Genomic DNA, 17,424 nt, shown 5'->3' with positions numbered 1-17,424 from the left:
TGCTGCCCTCTTTTTTAAACTAAAAATAGAAACATGAAAAGGAGTGGCCAGCATGCCGATACTTGACGTTAACGCCCTTAGCAAAACATACTATCCAAAAAAAGAAGGACTCTCTTACAAAGCGTTATCCAACTTCCACCTGCAAGTCGACAAAGGAGAATTCACCGGCGTCATGGGCCCATCCGGAAGCGGAAAAACGACGCTTCTCAACATGCTCGCGACCATCGATACCCCAACATCCGGAAGCATCGTCGTCGACGGCACGGACCCATCAACATTGAATGATAACAAACTCGCGCTATTCAGGCGGCAACAGCTCGGTTTTGTGTTTCAAGATTTCAACTTGCTGGATACGTTAACCGTGAAGGAAAATATATTGCTCCCGCTGGCGCTCGATAAGTATCCGAAAAAGAAAATGGACGCGCGCCTGGATAGGGTCGCGGAGCAGTTAGGCATTACGGACATTCTTGACAAACGGATTACCGAAATTTCCGGCGGCCAGCAACAGCGTACCGCCTGTGCTCGCGCGATCATTCATGACCCGAAAATGATCCTCGCGGATGAGCCAACGGGAAACCTGGATTCCAAATCTGCCCGCCAAGTCATGGATACGCTGACGACGATCAACAAGGAAGCGGCGGCAACCATCCTGCTCGTCACACATGACCCAACCGCGGCGAGTTACTGCGATCGCATCGTGTTCATCAAAGATGGCTATTTCTTTTCCGAAATAAGAAAAGGCGACCGGCAGCAAACCTTCTACCAAAACATCCTCGATACGTTGTCGGTTCTCGGAGGTGACTTCAATGAACATCCGTCACCTCGCGCGTAAAAATTTAACCGGAAACGCCCAGCGATACGCCGCTTATTTTATCAGTTGTGTGTTTGCGGTTAGCATCTTTTTTATTTACGCGCAGTTCATTTTGCATCCGGACGTGATGTATGGCGATATCCAGGCCGGAGACGCTGTCCGCAGCGGGATGATCTCCGCACAAGTCATTATCGTGATTTTCTCGGTCTTTTTTATCGCTTACTCGAACAGCACTTTTTTACAATCGCGTTCAAAAGAATTCGGCTTATTATCTTTGTTTGGCATGAGTAAGCGGCAGCTACGAAAACTAATTTATTTTGAGCAGACGATCACGTCGTTGCTCGCGATTGTGTTGGGCCTTGGAATTGGAACGTTATTTTCTAAGCTGTTTTTAATGCTGATGAGCGCAATGTTGGACACGGAGGCGCCCATCGCTTTCGAATTTGTGCCGATGGCTTATGTCATCACCGGAATTGGCTTCATCATTCTTTTTCAAACGTTGACGTTATTGTCCTTCTGGAAAATGCGGAATCAATCCGTACAATCCTTTTTGCAAGATGCGCGCAAACCGAAAATTATGCCGCGTGCGTCCCTGACACTAACAATCATCGCCTTGCTTTTCGTCGGATTTGGTTACTTTTTAGCTGTTACAGCCTCCCTTGAGTATTCTTTTTTACTCATCTTCCCGATTCTTTTTTTCGTCGTCACCGGTTCTTACTTTTTGTTCAGTCAAGGCACGGTGGCAGCCTATAAATGGTTATATAAAAGAAACTCATTGATGAAGGGCCCACAATTGGTGACACGCACGAATATCCTTTTTCGTTTAAAAGATTACGCGCGGATGCTTTTTCTTACATCAACGATTACAGCCGTCGTTCTCACCGCGGCCGGGACGGTTTATCTCACGAACGAATACATGATTGATATGGTCATGGATCAGACGCCGGCATCGGTGACGTGGCTGGAAGAAGACGCCAGCGAAAATGAGATGCTCGAACCGGAACGGGCCGAAGCGATCATTGCCGCCCATGATGCGGAGATTGACTATTCGTTTAATGTGGAAATGCTTCCGGCGGACGTCTCCATTGCCGGTGAGGAAGGCGTCGCTGCCGCCTTTCCCGAAACCAATTACAACGACATTGCTTCGCATCGAGGCTTGGATCCATTGAATTTGAAAGAAGATGAAATATTTATTACATCCCCTATACTTGGTTTTGGCACATGGGGAGACATTGACAACATCGAGCAATTAGACATGGACATGAACGGTGAACAAGTCACCATGGATATCGCCGGCACAGCGGAAGATGCGATCGTCGGGCCGACGAATCAGGGGCAAATTCAAGTGGTCATGAATGATAGCAGTTACCTTCACTTTAACAACGCTCAATATGCCGATGATGAAAAATTCCGCTCGCTGGGGTATCACTTTGTGGATTGGGAAAATGAAATCGAAGTCTCGAATGCTTTGCAGGAAGAAGCGGGGGATCCCATCCTTTTCCAAACGATGGCACCGCCTTTCCAAGCGTTACAACAGGGGTTTTCTCTGACATTATTTATCGGGCTGTTCGTCAGTGTTCTCTTTTTCATCGTCCAGGGAAGCATGCTGTACCTGAAATTGTTTACAGAACTGGAGGATACGAAAAAACAACTGCTGTCGTTAAATCGGATTGGCATTACGCGTAAAGAAGCAGGTAAAATCCTCGGTCATAAGATTACATTCCTTTTCTTCGTTCCTTTGATCGTAGGAGCGATACATGCAAGTTTTGCCTACGCGATGTTGGCGAATATTCTTGATGTCAATCTTTTCTGGAGCGGCATCATGGTCATTGCCATCTACACTGTATTGCAATACCTATATTATTTGATCACCCGCCACTTCTACTTGAAAGCGGCTTTCCGATAGAACGCATTCTATCGGTTTTTTTATCCCCTACGCCTCGTCCAATTCCAGATGTTCACACAGTTCGCTCGCCACATCGGTCAATGATTCGTCATCTATGTCAAAATAAAAAATCCCATTTTCCCATCGTTCCGTTCCATCAAGCTGATAAGTGTCCATCTTCTTGAGATTGCTCGTATACGGTTGCAGCGAAACGAGCTCGGTGAAGGAAAAATTGAAATTCATATTGTCTTCCAGTTGATGAAAAGCGCGGGTATACTTGGCAATCGACTGGAACGACATCGCTTTATCTGCTAACTGCTCCATGACTTCTTGTTGGCGCTCCATGCGTCCAAAATCTCCGGTGGGGTCCTGATACCTCATCCGGACGTAAGCCAATGCTTCTTCGCCGTTGAGCGTCTGCTCACCTTCATCAAATTGGATCGCCCCAAGGCTTCCGCCTGCATCCTGCTCGCTGAATGCAAACGGAACATCCACGTCAACGCCGTCAAAAACATCAATAATGTCCATAAATGCATCAAAGTTAAAGGTGACATAGTAATCGACCGGAATATCCAATAAGTCCTCGACGGTCTCCACGGCCAAGTCCGCCCCACCAAACGCGTGGGCGTGATTTATCTTGTCTTTTTGCATTCGCCCGGGAATTTGAACGCAAGCATCTCGCGGGATGCTTAAGGACTTTATCGTTCCTTCCTCACGGTTGAAGGTCGCGAGCACCATGGCATCCGCAAGCCCGTTGAGCTCACTTTCCCGATTGTCCAAACCCATAAATAAAACAGAGATGTTGTCCATCTCCGGCTCCACAACACTCTCCCGTTTCTCGGACATTTTGCCGCGCTGCAACGGTTCGTTCACCTGTTCCGTCACATCATCTAGATGGGATGTCACATTGTACACACCCACGCCGATCGCTAACAACACCAATACACCAACGACTGTCAACGTATATAGGACGCGCTTCCTTTGATCCATGATGAATGAACTCCTCAAAACTGATCTGGTGACCTTATCCTTCATCAAACGATCGCGTGGAATGTATGCGCAGCACATGTTCTTTTTTACAAGCATATTCCGGCGTGTTTACATTCTAATTCAAGCTTCCTAGCTTTGAGTTAACGTCTGCTAACACGCTTCATATATGTCCATCGGTAACGGTTCAACGCCTTTTACAGCCAATGGAAGCACCTCCTTTTGACTTAACGATACCTTTTTACGTATAAAACATGACATATCATGCATAAACAACATGTTGAAGCGCCTTCCTTCCGTATAACCCTATACTTAGTTGGGCATAATGAGAACACCAAAGATGTTCGAAGGAAGTGAGCCACATGGATTTTAGCCATCATGACGAGCATATCTTGGTCTGTGTGAACCATGGCCAAACCGGCATTCGACTTATCCGCCGCGGCCTAAAACTTGCCCTAAAGCTGGAAGCCCCCATGACCATTTTGGTGTTCGGATCCTTGCCCGAAGACGACGAACACGACAAAATTGTCGGCATGCCATTATTTAAAAAAATCTCCACCCATTACGGTGCAGATTTAATCATGGAAAAAAGCGATTCCTATAAAGTCAACAAAGTGATCGCAGACCGAGCAAAAAAAATCAATGCGACACAAATCATCATTAGCCAAATGGTAGAGAGCCTCTGGCGACGATTTTTAGGAAACACAACGCTTGATGGGTTGCTTAAGGATTTGCCACATGCAGACGTTAGGGTCGTACCGAAACATCATCATGAAGATGATATGCATTTTGAGCATGGCGTAAACGCTTATCTACACGGAAAAGATAATGGGACCTATGATCTGGCCTTCCACCATGACATAAACACCACCACACACGAAGGTGTTTTTTACAAGCATATTCGAACCGATTTTAACAATGGACGATTTGTGTTTTACGAAGAGAACGACATCTATGAGGTTCAAGTGTTAAAAGGACATGTGCCGCATTTGGAGAATATCGCTGAAGGATTTACGTCGTAGGGAAACGATACTGACCCTTGTTCATTGGTTCATTTGTTGGCGAGAAGCCGCATTCTTCGTTGAGAAATGCGGCTTCTTACTGCTTTCGAAAATGCGAGCAGACCAAAAATAGCCACTGAAAATGTCTGATTCCTCGATATATTCCGAAATTAGGTGAACTCTATTCACAACCCGATAATTTTTCTCCCGTGAATAGGTTACACTTATTCCCTTTAATGTTTCAATTCCTCAAAGGTACGATCTAAACTCTAATACAGCGCCGCTTATACCGTCGTCCACATATTCGTTTCAATTCCTCAAAGGTACGATCTAAACTGATATCTCGGATGATGATTTACCATTTTAAGGAAAAGTTTCAATTCCTCAAAGGTACGATCTAAACGCATTAGATATAAGTGCCGATGAATTTTTTATTGATTAGTTTCAATTCCTCAAAGGTACGATCTAAACAAGATCGTTGGATTAGGAAGATGCCAAAGTACGCAAGTTTCAATTCCTCAAAGGTACGATCTAAACTAAGTGGTGGGCTGATCGTCGCCGAGGGAGGGCGGGAGTTTCAATTCCTCAAAGGTACGATCTAAACACATTTAGCATGGTTGATCCGGAGCGCGGTAAACGCGTTTCAATTCCTCAAAGGTACGATCTAAACTGGAGAGTGGCTGGGACGTCTTGGCGAGCGATTTAAGTTTCAATTCCTCAAAGGTACGATCTAAACACATCATCTTGACCGACTTCGCTTTGCCAGTACGGAGTTTCAATTCCTCAAAGGTACGATCTAAACCGAAACAGAGCATACTTTCGAGGGTGTTTTGGAAAAGTTTCAATTCCTCAAAGGTACGATCTAAACGAGGAAGGCACGCGAGTTACAAACCGTCCTTCTTAGTTTCAATTCCTCAAAGGTACGATCTAAACATACTAAACCCGACGACTTTATGCGAGGGGTATCCCATGTTTCAATTCCTCAAAGGTACGATCTAAACGAAAACAAGGGGTGATGGACTTGGAAAAGAAGTGCAAGTTTCAATTCCTCAAAGGTACGATCTAAACTACGTTGGCTGACACTTCCAATTCATATACGCCTGGTTTCAATTCCTCAAAGGTACGATCTAAACGAAGACAAGGGAACCACCAAACGTTTGAAGATATAGGGTTTCAATTCCTCAAAGGTACGATCTAAACGTACACATTGCAGAAAGAAATCGAAATCTTGCCGAGTTTCAATTCCTCAAAGGTACGATCTAAACGAAAACTACAAAGAATTTCCAAAGAAGAAGGAAGCGCGTTTCAATTCCTCAAAGGTACGATCTAAACAAGGGAAGCTAGAAGGATACGAGCAATTGAATAAAGTTTCAATTCCTCAAAGGTACGATCTAAACGAAAAGCCTCGAAAGGCTATCTTATTTTTAGAGATGTTTCAATTCCTCAAAGGTACGATCTAAACAAATAGACACCCTTGGGTAATGAGGTTCACATTGTTTGTTTCAATTCCTCAAAGGTACGATCTAAACTAGATTTAACTGAAAGGTGGGGTAGGTAGTGCGAATTAGTTTCAATTCCTCAAAGGTACGATCTAAACTTTGATCTCTGCCATAGTACGTGCTTCGCAGTCCAGTTTCAATTCCTCAAAGGTACGATCTAAACATTGATAGCCGCTTGGACGCCGTCATCATTACTATCGTGTTTCAATTCCTCAAAGGTACGATCTAAACTAACTCCACGGTCGATACGTTTTCTTTTTGCTCAAGTTTCAATTCCTCAAAGGTACGATCTAAACAAGATGTTTTATTCCAGCTATCTGACATCTTTAATGGTTTCAATTCCTCAAAGGTACGATCTAAACTACAACGTTATCGCTAACAACACAACAAATGATGCATGTTTCAATTCCTCAAAGGTACGATCTAAACGTACGATCTTTTTAAATCGTGTGCGGTTTCTTTGTGTTTCAATTCCTCAAAGGTACGATCTAAACAAGTTGTTCATACTAAGGTACGATCTAAACCGAGCAGAAAAAAACGGCATTTTAAGTGCAACCGTGTTTCAATTCCTCAAAGGTACGATCTAAACCCTGACCGTCTGCCTGAGACCTGTGAATATATCTAGTTTCAATTCCTCAAAGGTACGATCTAAACTCATATCCGACTTCCTGTATGTCGTAAATTTGAGAGGTTTCAATTCCTCAAAGGTACGATCTAAACGAAACGCTCGGGATATCACAAGATGAATTTGACGAATGTTTCAATTCCTCAAAGGTACGATCTAAACCACGAACACGACCTCTTTCATCTTCGCGCCCTTGAGTTTCAATTCCTCAAAGGTACGATCTAAACGTATCGTAGTTCCCAATCCCTCGTGAGTCTGCCAACGTTTCAATTCCTCAAAGGTACGATCTAAACCGTTATCTAAATCCTGAATCATATGTGGGCGCACATTAGTTTCAATTCCTCAAAGGTACGATCTAAACGTGCAATGAGGTCGACGAACCAAGTAAACATATCCGAGTTTCAATTCCTCAAAGGTACGATCTAAACATTTCCCGCTCCACTTTGTCACCGCCCTTTGATACAGTTTCAATTCCTCAAAGGTACGATCTAAACATATCGCAAATCTAAATCTTTTGTGAGACGACCAATGTTTCAATTCCTCAAAGGTACGATCTAAACCCAGGGCTTGATTCATTTCAGGGCGGACGATTTCCAGTTTCAATTCCTCAAAGGTACGATCTAAACGCCTTATCTATCTTTCCGCTGATAAGCTCCATGATTGTTTCAATTCCTCAAAGGTACGATCTAAACCCTTCTTCTGTTTCTTCACCGTCTTCTTTGATACGAAGTTTCAATTCCTCAAAGGTACGATCTAAACCTATGCCCCCTATCCAATCCGTCGAATCTGTTCATTAGTTTCAATTCCTCAAAGGTACGATCTAAACGATGGCTTCAATGTCAGATTCGGTGTTTTTGATGACGGTTTCAATTCCTCAAAGGTACGATCTAAACATTACGTCATTTATACCGTGTTCAACGTCATATACGGTTTCAATTCCTCAAAGGTACGATCTAAACGGATGACGAAGTTACCGAGTTTATGAATGAATTGCGTAGTTTCAATTCCTCAAAGGTACGATCTAAACGAATCACATCCGAAACTAACCGGCAAAGTTGCCGTTGTTTCAATTCCTCAAAGGTACGATCTAAACGGATTGTTCTTTTTGTTGGATAGTTACTCTATGCCTGTTTCAATTCCTCAAAGGTACGATCTAAACGATTTCAATGATTCTTGGCATGATCTTACAGAATCATGTTTCAATTCCTCAAAGGTACGATCTAAACATATAAAAGAAATGATGGGTATGTATCGAGATGTTTAGTTTCAATTCCTCAAAGGTACGATCTAAACTCGAATATAACTTCACTGAATTTTCCACGATGACCGTGTTTCAATTCCTCAAAGGTACGATCTAAACATTTACATTAACGTGTTCGCATGTGCCGATGATCGTAGTTTCAATTCCTCAAAGGTACGATCTAAACTGATGCGGTTTAAGCTATTCGATCCAGACGAATTTTCAGTTTCAATTCCTCAAAGGTACGATCTAAACAAATACTCGAAAAAATCATCGCATCGACGCTTAACCATGTTTCAATTCCTCAAAGGTACGATCTAAACTGGCAATTCGATGCCAACCATATCAAACAGGCTGTGTTTCAATTCCTCAAAGGTACGATCTAAACCCTTCGTCGCCGCCGTTTGATGACTGCTCAACCGTGTGTTTCAATTCCTCAAAGGTACGATCTAAACCCCCAACTTTCATTAGAGCTGTTGTCAGCTTCACGGTTTCAATTCCTCAAAGGTACGATCTAAACGCAATGGCACGACGAGGAGGCGGCGCAAGGATGGAAAGTTTCAATTCCTCAAAGGTACGATCTAAACAACTTTACCAATGACTGTATGCACATCGCTGTCCTTAGTTTCAATTCCTCAAAGGTACGATCTAAACCGAGTGAACGATGAAGCAAAGCAGATACTGAAAATCTGTTTCAATTCCTCAAAGGTACGATCTAAACTCAAAGATACGTTTGATGAAGCTGTCAATGAAGCCGTGTTTCAATTCCTCAAAGGTACGATCTAAACGTGGTCGGGGATTGTTAGTGATGTCACTAGCTCAGGTTTCAATTCCTCAAAGGTACGATCTAAACTATACATTATATGAAGTTTGATGTGGTGGCGGACATGTTTCAATTCCTCAAAGGTACGATCTAAACCTGCCGCTCCCGATCCCCGATGATTGCACCTAATGAGCGTTTCAATTCCTCAAAGGTACGATCTAAACACGTCATAAAAAACACTGAATCCGACATCGAAGCCATGTTTCAATTCCTCAAAGGTACGATCTAAACTTGCAGCTCGAATTTTGGTTGCAGGTCAAACCCTTGTTTCAATTCCTCAAAGGTACGATCTAAACGCAGATGCCTACGCTCCAAGAAGCGGGGCGAATGATTGGTTTCAATTCCTCAAAGGTACGATCTAAACTTTCCACTCCCATTTGTTTTCTGCATGATTTGCCATGTTTCAATTCCTCAAAGGTACGATCTAAACCCCAATATTAAGCCGCTAATATCAGTATTCTATGCTAACTTTAAATTTCCTGCTTTTTGATAGGAGATAGTCCATATTGTTCCGATGTCTTGATAAATCCGCTATTTCGCACTAATTTATCAGATTATTTCATGTCGTCGGTCTTCCGTGTCTACTACTCTATCAATGGTCGACGACAATGAAAATTGGCCATAGCCATGGCCATGGCTAAATGATGTTATCATCACCACCTTTTTTGAGTCCCATTTCTTCTCGTTTGGAATATTTTTGTGATCGAAAGGTGTATAGGATAACCGAATCTTCTTCGGGATCCATTAACATTTCTAATTCTTTTTTTAGTTTAACAAAATTGCCCTTAGAAATCTCTCCTTCTAATACAGAATTCTGAACCCAGTGTAAATATTTACGACCAATTTTCAATGCTTTCCCTACTCTCTTTTGAGCAAAATCATATACTAAAATAACAAACAAATCATTACCTCCTCTCTACCAGGATGCTTGATAAGGCTTATAATCTTTCTCACCGAGCAAATGCTTTTGAACTTTGTACAATTCCAATCGAACTAACCGACGATAGGATACCGACTTTCCTAAATGGCGATGGTTGACAGTTTGTTTTAACCGATTGTCTAACTCAGAAATAAATGTTTTTCTTCCTGACTCGGATAATAGAATGGCATCGGTATGCTTATCAAAATCCTTTTTTTGTATCATTCTTTTATTCAGTAATGAAAATATAAGCCTGTCTATGAGGATAGGTTTAAAAATTTCAGCCACATCCAGATTCAAAGAAAAACGTCTGAAATTCGTTGCATGTAAATATCCAATACGTGGATCAAGGTATGTTTTATAAATTTCGCTCAACACCATTGTATAGCATATCGAATTTCCAAAACTAATCAATGCATTCAATCGATTTAGCGGGGGACGGCTACTTCTTTTTTCAAAACGAAAATCACGATTTCCAATAATAATATCAAAAGCAGAATAATATTTTTCCCGTGCATGACCTTCTACAGACATAGCTTCTTCTACGGTTTTCAAAGGTTGTAATTGACCATACACTTGGCCAAAATCTTCCGTGATTTCCTCCAACCGTTCCCGGTCTTGCGATACTCGATTCTTATAGTATTTGATCACTCTGTTCATTTGATCTACTGACCCACGTACAAAAGTTTTTGCCAAATCTACTCTTCTGTCAAAGTTAATGTAGTGCTCGGCTTGCTTAAGAATCACATGACCGGCATTTAAATGTTCTCGAGGGTAAAATGTCCCTGTATAATAACCGTAATAATTAAAATAGTGGACACAGATTTCTTTTTGAGAAACAAACTCTAAAAATCGCTTGCTTACATCGACTTCTCCAAAAACATATATGTCATTTGTATCTTCAACCGGGATAACTTTCTTGCCTTCCTCATTTTCAAAAAACAATGTGTTGTCTTTGCGTCTAAGTTGACCATTTTTAAAAATGTATAGTGTCTTTTTCATACTCAACCCTCCGCCCAGCAATATTCACGATAAGCACATTTTTGACAAAAATTGATCTTTTTAGGGGCAGGTGGAATCGGTTGACGAGCAATTTTACGAATATCTTCCACCGCTGCATTTAAACGTTGATCGGATTCATTGTCTAAATTGATAGTTTCCGTTTTCTTTTCTTCAGGAAAAAGCAGTTCACCGCTCGCGTTAATCCCCATCTTGCGCAAAGTTTGAAGATAAAAGAGCAGTTGATAGCGTGCGCTTTCCAAATATCGCGAGGACTTTTTGACTTCACCTATAATCAATTGATCCCCTTCTTTTCGTACCCGATCAACCTTGATATTACCAATCAAAATTTCCCTTTTGTTTCGTTTGTACGTATGTTCATTAATGAAACGGCCTAAGTCTATATTTTCATCATCCTGATCTGCAGCGATATTATGGATGAGTAACCAGACTTCTCGTTTACAGATGAAGTAGTACCAGATGTGTGTACCTGTCACGTCCATTACATAACTCAATGCTAATACGCCCTTTCCCTTACATCATCCATACTTCAACTTCTGTTTGAGAACGTATAACTCCATATTCCAAATTATAATGTTGTGATAGTCGATAATAAGGGATATGCAATAAATGCAAACGTTCGTACATATCAATTTGGTCTTTCAGATCTCCCTGAAACAACTTCAGTGGAGCAGAAATGACATATTTTCTAATTTCTTTCTTCAAGTCTAAATGTTTCTTAAATCGCTTTTCCGGGTTTGGCTCCTCAAAAACATTGGTCACGTATTCTTCCCACAAGCCCTGTGATTCTTTATCAATTTCAAAAAAAACATCTACAAACTGAGAATTGTTATCGTCAATTAATTGAAAATCGGAAATATATGTTTCGGTTCTATAGTTCCCATTGAAATGTAATTTTTGAATCGCCTTCCAAAGTTTTTTAGAATGGTCCTTATTGATGTGATTTTGGATTAAAGTAAAATATCTATCGACATAATCCAGAAAATCTGACTCACGTGTCTTTTCTTTGGGTAACAATTCTTTAGAAATACTGATGTGCGCTTTCCCATAAACAAGCATCGCTTCATCTTGACCATTGTCTCTGCATATAGGGAGAATATTGACTTCCCCTCGACAGTTTCTACCGTTACGGTTACACCTTCCGGATGCTTGGATAATCGAATCAACAGGACCGATGTCCCGAAATACCACATCAAAGTCCAAATCAACGCCCGCTTCGACAACTTGTGTTGAAACAACAATGACCTGATAGTCTTTCATTAAACTTTTTATTTTCTTGATTCGTCTTTGTCTTTCTATAGGAACGATATTTGTGGATAAATAGACGATCTTTAAATTTGAATAGCATTCAGCAGGAAACCTTTTTGTCATTTTATCGTATATCGCAATGGACGACGATATAGTATTAAAAATGGCTAGATAGTTTTTATTCCTGTGGTAGTGTTCCGAAAAATATTGGAACCATTCATCTAAACTATAACTACCTCCATAATTGGGGATATATGTTAAGTCCACTCGCTCCATTGAGTTGAAAAAGTCAGCTTTTGTATGGGCTTTAGATTCCAAGAGTTCTGTCGTATCTTCCTGTGAAAAAATTAACGGCTGTGTAGCTGTCATCAAAATGATTTTACAATGAAATAAATTAGTTAAAGCTTGAAAAGTCTTTCTAAGCAACGGCCAGTATTCTGCCCGGATATTCTGTATCTCATCAAGAATGATAATACTGTTAGTTAACTTGGAAAACTTTTTCAAAGGTCGGTTTCTCCATCCGATTAAAGTCTCTAGCAATTGAATGTATGTAGTAACGATGAACTCTGATTCCCAACTCTCGGTTAATAAAAGCGCTTCATGAACAGGCCGTTCCTCTTGATTTTTGTATTGAATGCTTGCTAAATGATGATTTTTTAAAAGAAAGTTCTCCTGATTTTGTTTAAATGTATCAACGTATTTTTCAAATATTTCTTCCGCCTGATCGTAATTTTGGTCTATGACACTCGTGAATGGTAATGTGTAAATAATACGCGGCACTCTTCCATCCTCTTCTGCTTTTTCCCTTAATTTTAAGGCAATGGAATAGGCCATTAAGGTTTTTCCGGATCCAGTTGGAGCCGTCAATGTAGCAATCGGGTCGTTAAAATGTTCGATATTAGATATGGCCGTATTATACATTTTGTTGCGCCAACCATTCATTCCCGATTTATCCCTGAGATCAAAATTATCATCCCTATACAAATCAACTATATCCGAGGGGATCGTTTGTCTTGAAGCTTTATGGGTATTGGAGGCAGAATGTTTATCTGAATCAATTAAAGCAGAGTATAACACTTGATGAATAAAGTAAAGTTCAGCCAGAATAGCGTCTTCTTTTCGTTCAAGCTTATTGATTTTTCGTTGGATTTGTTTAAGTTGTTTCATCGTTTGCGCCCATCCTTCAATGAAAGAATGGACAATGTTCTGAGGAATAGAGATTGAGTAATAACATCCTAATTCAAAAAGCTCTTTTTCGATCTCTTCTGCATTTACTTTTATATCCTCAATTTGAATTTCCATTGTTTGAATACGTTGATAGTAATCATGAAGATCATCATCAGGTTTTAGAACAACATGATCCATCGCTTTTAAGTTTCCGTGATGATGCAGGACGGATATATAGCATAAGAGGGGAGCAAAAGATGCAAATTCTGAATTATGTTCGTCAAAAATTTTACTGACTAAATGTGCAGTAAATACTGCAGAAATAAAGGAGTGATGTGAGTTTTTCCCGCCGTTGTTATTTTTCAGATGATCCTGAAAATAGCTCGTATATTTACCAAAATCATGACCAATGCCGTTTAATATAGAAAGGGTCAGGAGAAGATCGTGTTCGATCTTCTCTTTTTTTAAATGAACGTCCTCTACCAACCTCTTTGACAGCTGACAGACCTCATTAAGATGATCATATAATCGTTTGTCTTCATGGGATAAAAAGTACATTGGAAAGGGCACCTCACATAAATAATATATTCTCTGTTTTGCCCTGGTATTGAACTTGAAAGTACTTTTCTTTTGGCTGGGCAATAATTCTACCTGAACGCTCGATTAGGTAAGACATGGTCTCTTGTAAATAACGATTTCCATTGAAAAATCTTGGCATCCGTTCTTTTTGATAAAAGAGCTGATCACTATGAACATTGAATTGAACGGAATTTTCCTTCAATTGCTCGATAGGTGATAATGTATGAATCGGTATAGGGTCATCCGCTGTTATTTGTTCGCAAGTTGCTTCTTCTATCCAAGATATTTTTCCCAACATTTCTGTTAGTCCTAAATAGGGAGGATAAGCGTATGATTGGTTTTTAAGCCTTTGTTTTAAATCATATTGCAAATTAGGATCTGCATGTCGAAAAAATATACGATACGTAAGCTCATGTTTATCAAGTGACGGGAATAAAAATTCAACAGGTATTTGTGTACGTCCCTTACTCAAATTTAAATCTGTCTTATTCTTGGCAAACATATAATTAATTGTCTGTATAATTTTCCTAGGCCATCCTATCACTGAAACTGCAATATTTGCATTTTCTGGCGAGAACACTTCATAGTGATTATCCTTTTCATAGCCAAGAATACCCGCTACTAATCCGGCGATCACTGTTCGTGGTGGAGCAATATAAGTTAAGGAAGAGGAGTTTGTATCAAACTTTTTAAATTGTGCCATAGCCCCTTTCAGATCGAACACTAAAATTGTTGACATATAGAAATCCTCCCTTAAACCTTAGCCCCTTCCAAGCTATTCACTTTTTCTTGTAAAGTTGGTGGCAGAAGTTCCGTTAATGGTTTCGTTTCTTCTTTATGCTCCAATTCCAATGCCGGATCATGCCAAATGTGGATTTTTTCAATTTGATCAGATACTTGGACTAACTTATCTACCAATAAATCAATATTAACTTTCGTTTCAGCGACAGAACGAAGCCCCTCTTGCTCTTCAAGACGAAGATAATCTCGAAGATCGCCGGAAATAAATTCAGGGTTATTGTATTCAACTCGCAAATATAATCGTGGATATTGTCCAACCTTGCTCCGTGTTGCTTGTAAAGGTATTGATCGAACGATCGCTTCATCTAATAATTGTACGTCTTGATCTGCTAAACGTGTATGTTCAGCACGTTTCGCGCTAATCAGACCATGAAAGGCAATCAATGAATAATATAGTCGATAATCTTTACCGATTGAGCCTCTTTCATTTGCATCACTTGAACTAAAATGGGAGGTTATCGATGAAGATTCTACAAGACTTACTTTGTTGAGTGAGTGGCCCCAATTAAACTGAACAGGACCTGTATATGTTAATGATCCCCCCTTTGATCCTTCACTTTTAATCGGCATCGTAGCTCCAAATAAGCGTACGTCTATAAGTTGATCCAACATCCACTGCTTTGCAGGTTCAGGTAATTTTGTCAAATTGATTTTCTCATCATATTTTTCAAATAGATTTTCTAGACGCTTGGTTGCATTTACCGTCTTTCCATCCACCTGACCAGCATATACCTCCAACTCTTTATTAATAAAGTAATCTCGCAAGTAACGTTTTAACCGAACATCACTCACCAAATTAATTGAACGCTCATAGTCCATCCTAGGACGATTTTCATCGTCAATGTCACCATTCGGATTTGTAAGCTTGGCATCATATAAAAATAAAATTTCACTATTGTTCATTAGTATTTTCCTCCTTTTGGATATTATTGAATCGTTTTTGGGTACCAAATGCATATCCTGCAAGAATATAGAAAACAGTTTCATTATCTCTCATCGACCAATTTTTTAACGCCGCATCAAACAAGCGTTTATGTTCTGCGAACATAGATTCTTGGTAAGAATTTATTGCAGTTTTCGTTAATTGACTTAGTCTTCCATGAACCTCTGTGGATAACATTGAAATTTTTGTTTTATTCATTCCTTGATAATTGATCTTGTTTAGTATCGGTTTTGTCGGATCTTCTATGCTATGTTGCTTGGCTGCCACTTCAGCAATTAAGCAACCGAGTAAAAACATGGCACTTTCCTCTTCACCATATTGCATAGTTTTCATATAATCCACGATTAAGCCATCTTTCAACTGATAATCAATAGTTTCCTCCATTTCTTCACCCTCCTCTATGGTTAATTTGTCCATCAGCCAAAGAAATGTTTGACATTGTAACATCTTGTTACGTAAGTGATGATCAATATTATTTACTGGTTGTATCTGGTAACTGTCGAATTGTTCATGTTGATAGATCTTGGATAGATGGACGAATTCGCTGATCAGCCAGTTCTTAGATATTCTTTGACCTGACAACATTGATTCATATACCGTTAATATTTTATGTTTTTCTTGTGGATTGCCGCCCTGGTTCTTCATTGGAATTAAATAATAGATATTTTCCAAACCAAAGTTCCATTTTCCCTCTCCATAAAAACGTTCAGATAACTCTCTACTTGCACGCTGCATATTTATAAGACGTGCCATTTGACGAACGGGTATGCTCTGAATAAGCTTATTAACCTTTAGAGAATTTTGTGAGCTAGTAAAAAATAAAAAGTTAAGGACAACTTGGTTTAAATCATCCTCATCTTCTTCAAGATAGTCTTTGGTGGTTTCCTTAACCTCACGTGAAACATCGACAGTTTTTGCCGTTTCAACATAACCTTGAATTTTTTCACTCAATTTATCTAAATAATAATTTGTGCTGTCCATGTCTTTACTTCTAAACATAATTTCCGGAACTACGTAACAAGGTAGAGCGACAAATCGAGTGTAAAAGTTCCTCATTATATATGCTTCTCCAGCCATTAGCTGTCGATACGCTTTTTTTCCTAAAACCATATTCCTGGAATAGCCACTTTTTTCAAAATTACTGGCAAAATTAATTTTGTCATTTATATAGTAGTTAAACTTTAATTTAGCTGTATCGGATGTGACGTTTTCTCTCTCTCCGATAACACTGCAAACGCCTTCTTTTGCATTTTGAAATACATTCTCTTTTTCTTGAACAATCAACTCACGATAAAATGGCTGATCAATGATCCGCTCGCCGTTAATCGATAATGAAAAAAGCTGAATTTCATCAGTGGAAAGCCCGTGTTGACTCTTTATTAGTTTTTGAAAGTCCTTTCCAGCTCCCTGGACGACTTTTTTTAGTTTAATCTCTGTAATAACATTAGCATCATAGTACTGTGGTGAAATGATATACCTATACCTGTTTTCCTTTGCCTCACCAGGTCCTATGTCAATAAAAAATTGTTCATAAGTCTGCTGTAACTTATTAAAAAATGCATCTTGTCGATCCCACATCATTAAAAGATTAGGGATCGTCTGGCTTAATAGGTATTCTACATTCGATGTTGTACCATACCATTGCGGGCTACTTGGTCCATCTGCTGTTCCAATCCATAAAAATTCAAGTGGAGTATCATCATGCACTTCATATGGGGGATGTATTTTTAGTTGATTCGTATCTGTAAGTAGGTCAATTTCTACAACATGTTGCGTCTTACCTCTTTGTTTTTTTGGAACACGTAGCGTTAACGCTTCCGTTAAGTTTTTTTCCTCTAAGGACATTTCCCCTAGATGACTTATAGCTTCTATCATT

The 17,424-nt window shown here is 39.9% G+C and carries 11 protein-coding genes and 1 CRISPR repeat array; of the genes, 3 read left to right on the top strand and 8 right to left on the bottom strand.

The window, feature by feature from the left end:
• The first annotated feature begins 52 nt into the window (after positions 1-52).
• Positions 53-832 carry an ABC transporter ATP-binding protein gene (locus DT065_RS14420; RefSeq protein WP_114374566.1) on the top strand — a complete coding sequence of 260 codons (780 nt, stop codon included), beginning with the start codon at positions 53-55 and terminating at the stop codon, positions 830-832.
• Positions 807-2,717 (top strand): FtsX-like permease family protein, encoded by a 1,911-nt coding sequence (locus DT065_RS14415; protein WP_114374565.1) that lies wholly within the window; start codon positions 807-809, stop codon positions 2,715-2,717. Before DT065_RS14420 ends, DT065_RS14415 begins: the two co-directional genes overlap by 26 nt.
• A gap of 27 nt (positions 2,718-2,744) precedes the next feature.
• On the opposite strand, the gene DT065_RS14410 is transcribed toward DT065_RS14415, so the two are convergent.
• On the bottom strand, positions 2,745-3,686 hold the full coding sequence (locus tag DT065_RS14410; protein WP_160112567.1) for an LCP family glycopolymer transferase: 942 nt from the start codon (positions 3,684-3,686) through the stop codon (positions 2,745-2,747).
• Between the two features lie 359 nt (positions 3,687-4,045).
• Between DT065_RS14410 and DT065_RS14405 the strand changes: the two genes are divergently transcribed.
• The gene (locus DT065_RS14405) at positions 4,046-4,705 is read left to right on the top strand and encodes an adenine nucleotide alpha hydrolase family protein (RefSeq protein WP_114374562.1); all 660 of its coding nucleotides are present in this window, start codon (positions 4,046-4,048) and stop codon (positions 4,703-4,705) included.
• Between the two features lie 217 nt (positions 4,706-4,922).
• Positions 4,923-9,301: a CRISPR direct-repeat array (repeat unit 30 nt; unit sequence GTTTCAATTCCTCAAAGGTACGATCTAAAC).
• A 207-nt stretch (positions 9,302-9,508) separates the two neighbouring features.
• Here DT065_RS14405 and cas2 read toward each other — a convergent pair.
• The 7 genes from cas2 to cas8b are packed head-to-tail and all read right to left on the bottom strand — an operon-like array spanning position 9,509 to position 17,423.
• Positions 9,509-9,772 carry a CRISPR-associated endonuclease Cas2 gene (gene cas2, locus DT065_RS14400; RefSeq protein WP_114374560.1) on the bottom strand — a complete coding sequence of 88 codons (264 nt, stop codon included), beginning with the start codon at positions 9,770-9,772 and terminating at the stop codon, positions 9,509-9,511.
• Positions 9,773-9,787: 15 nt separating this feature from the next.
• On the bottom strand, positions 9,788-10,792 hold the full coding sequence (cas1b, locus tag DT065_RS14395) for a type I-B CRISPR-associated endonuclease Cas1b (RefSeq protein WP_114374558.1): 1,005 nt from the start codon (positions 10,790-10,792) through the stop codon (positions 9,788-9,790).
• Between the two features lie 2 nt (positions 10,793-10,794).
• Complete coding sequence (gene cas4 / locus DT065_RS14390) at positions 10,795-11,292, bottom strand: CRISPR-associated protein Cas4 (protein WP_114376347.1); 498 nt, start codon at positions 11,290-11,292, stop codon at positions 10,795-10,797.
• 31 nt (positions 11,293-11,323) lie between these two features.
• The gene (gene cas3, locus DT065_RS14385; RefSeq protein WP_114374556.1) at positions 11,324-13,783 is read right to left on the bottom strand and encodes a CRISPR-associated helicase Cas3'; all 2,460 of its coding nucleotides are present in this window, start codon (positions 13,781-13,783) and stop codon (positions 11,324-11,326) included.
• Positions 13,784-13,796: 13 nt separating this feature from the next.
• Positions 13,797-14,543 carry a type I-B CRISPR-associated protein Cas5b gene (gene cas5b / locus DT065_RS14380; protein WP_114374554.1) on the bottom strand — a complete coding sequence of 249 codons (747 nt, stop codon included), beginning with the start codon at positions 14,541-14,543 and terminating at the stop codon, positions 13,797-13,799.
• A 14-nt stretch (positions 14,544-14,557) separates the two neighbouring features.
• Positions 14,558-15,508 (bottom strand): type I-B CRISPR-associated protein Cas7/Csh2, encoded by a 951-nt coding sequence (gene cas7b, locus DT065_RS14375; protein WP_114374552.1) that lies wholly within the window; start codon positions 15,506-15,508, stop codon positions 14,558-14,560.
• A complete protein-coding gene (gene cas8b / locus DT065_RS14370) occupies positions 15,498-17,423 on the bottom strand; it encodes a type I-B CRISPR-associated protein Cas8b/Csh1 (protein ID WP_114374550.1) in 1,926 nt (641 codons plus the stop codon). The genes cas7b and cas8b overlap by 11 nt, the downstream gene beginning before the upstream one ends.
• Position 17,424: the final 1 nt, after the last annotated feature.

The sequence above is a fragment of the Salicibibacter kimchii genome (assembly GCF_003336365.1).
Taxonomy (GTDB): domain Bacteria; phylum Bacillota; class Bacilli; order Bacillales; family Marinococcaceae; genus Salicibibacter; species Salicibibacter kimchii.
Note: the sequence above shows the minus strand (reverse complement) of the source record. Positions and strands in the feature narration are given on the sequence as shown.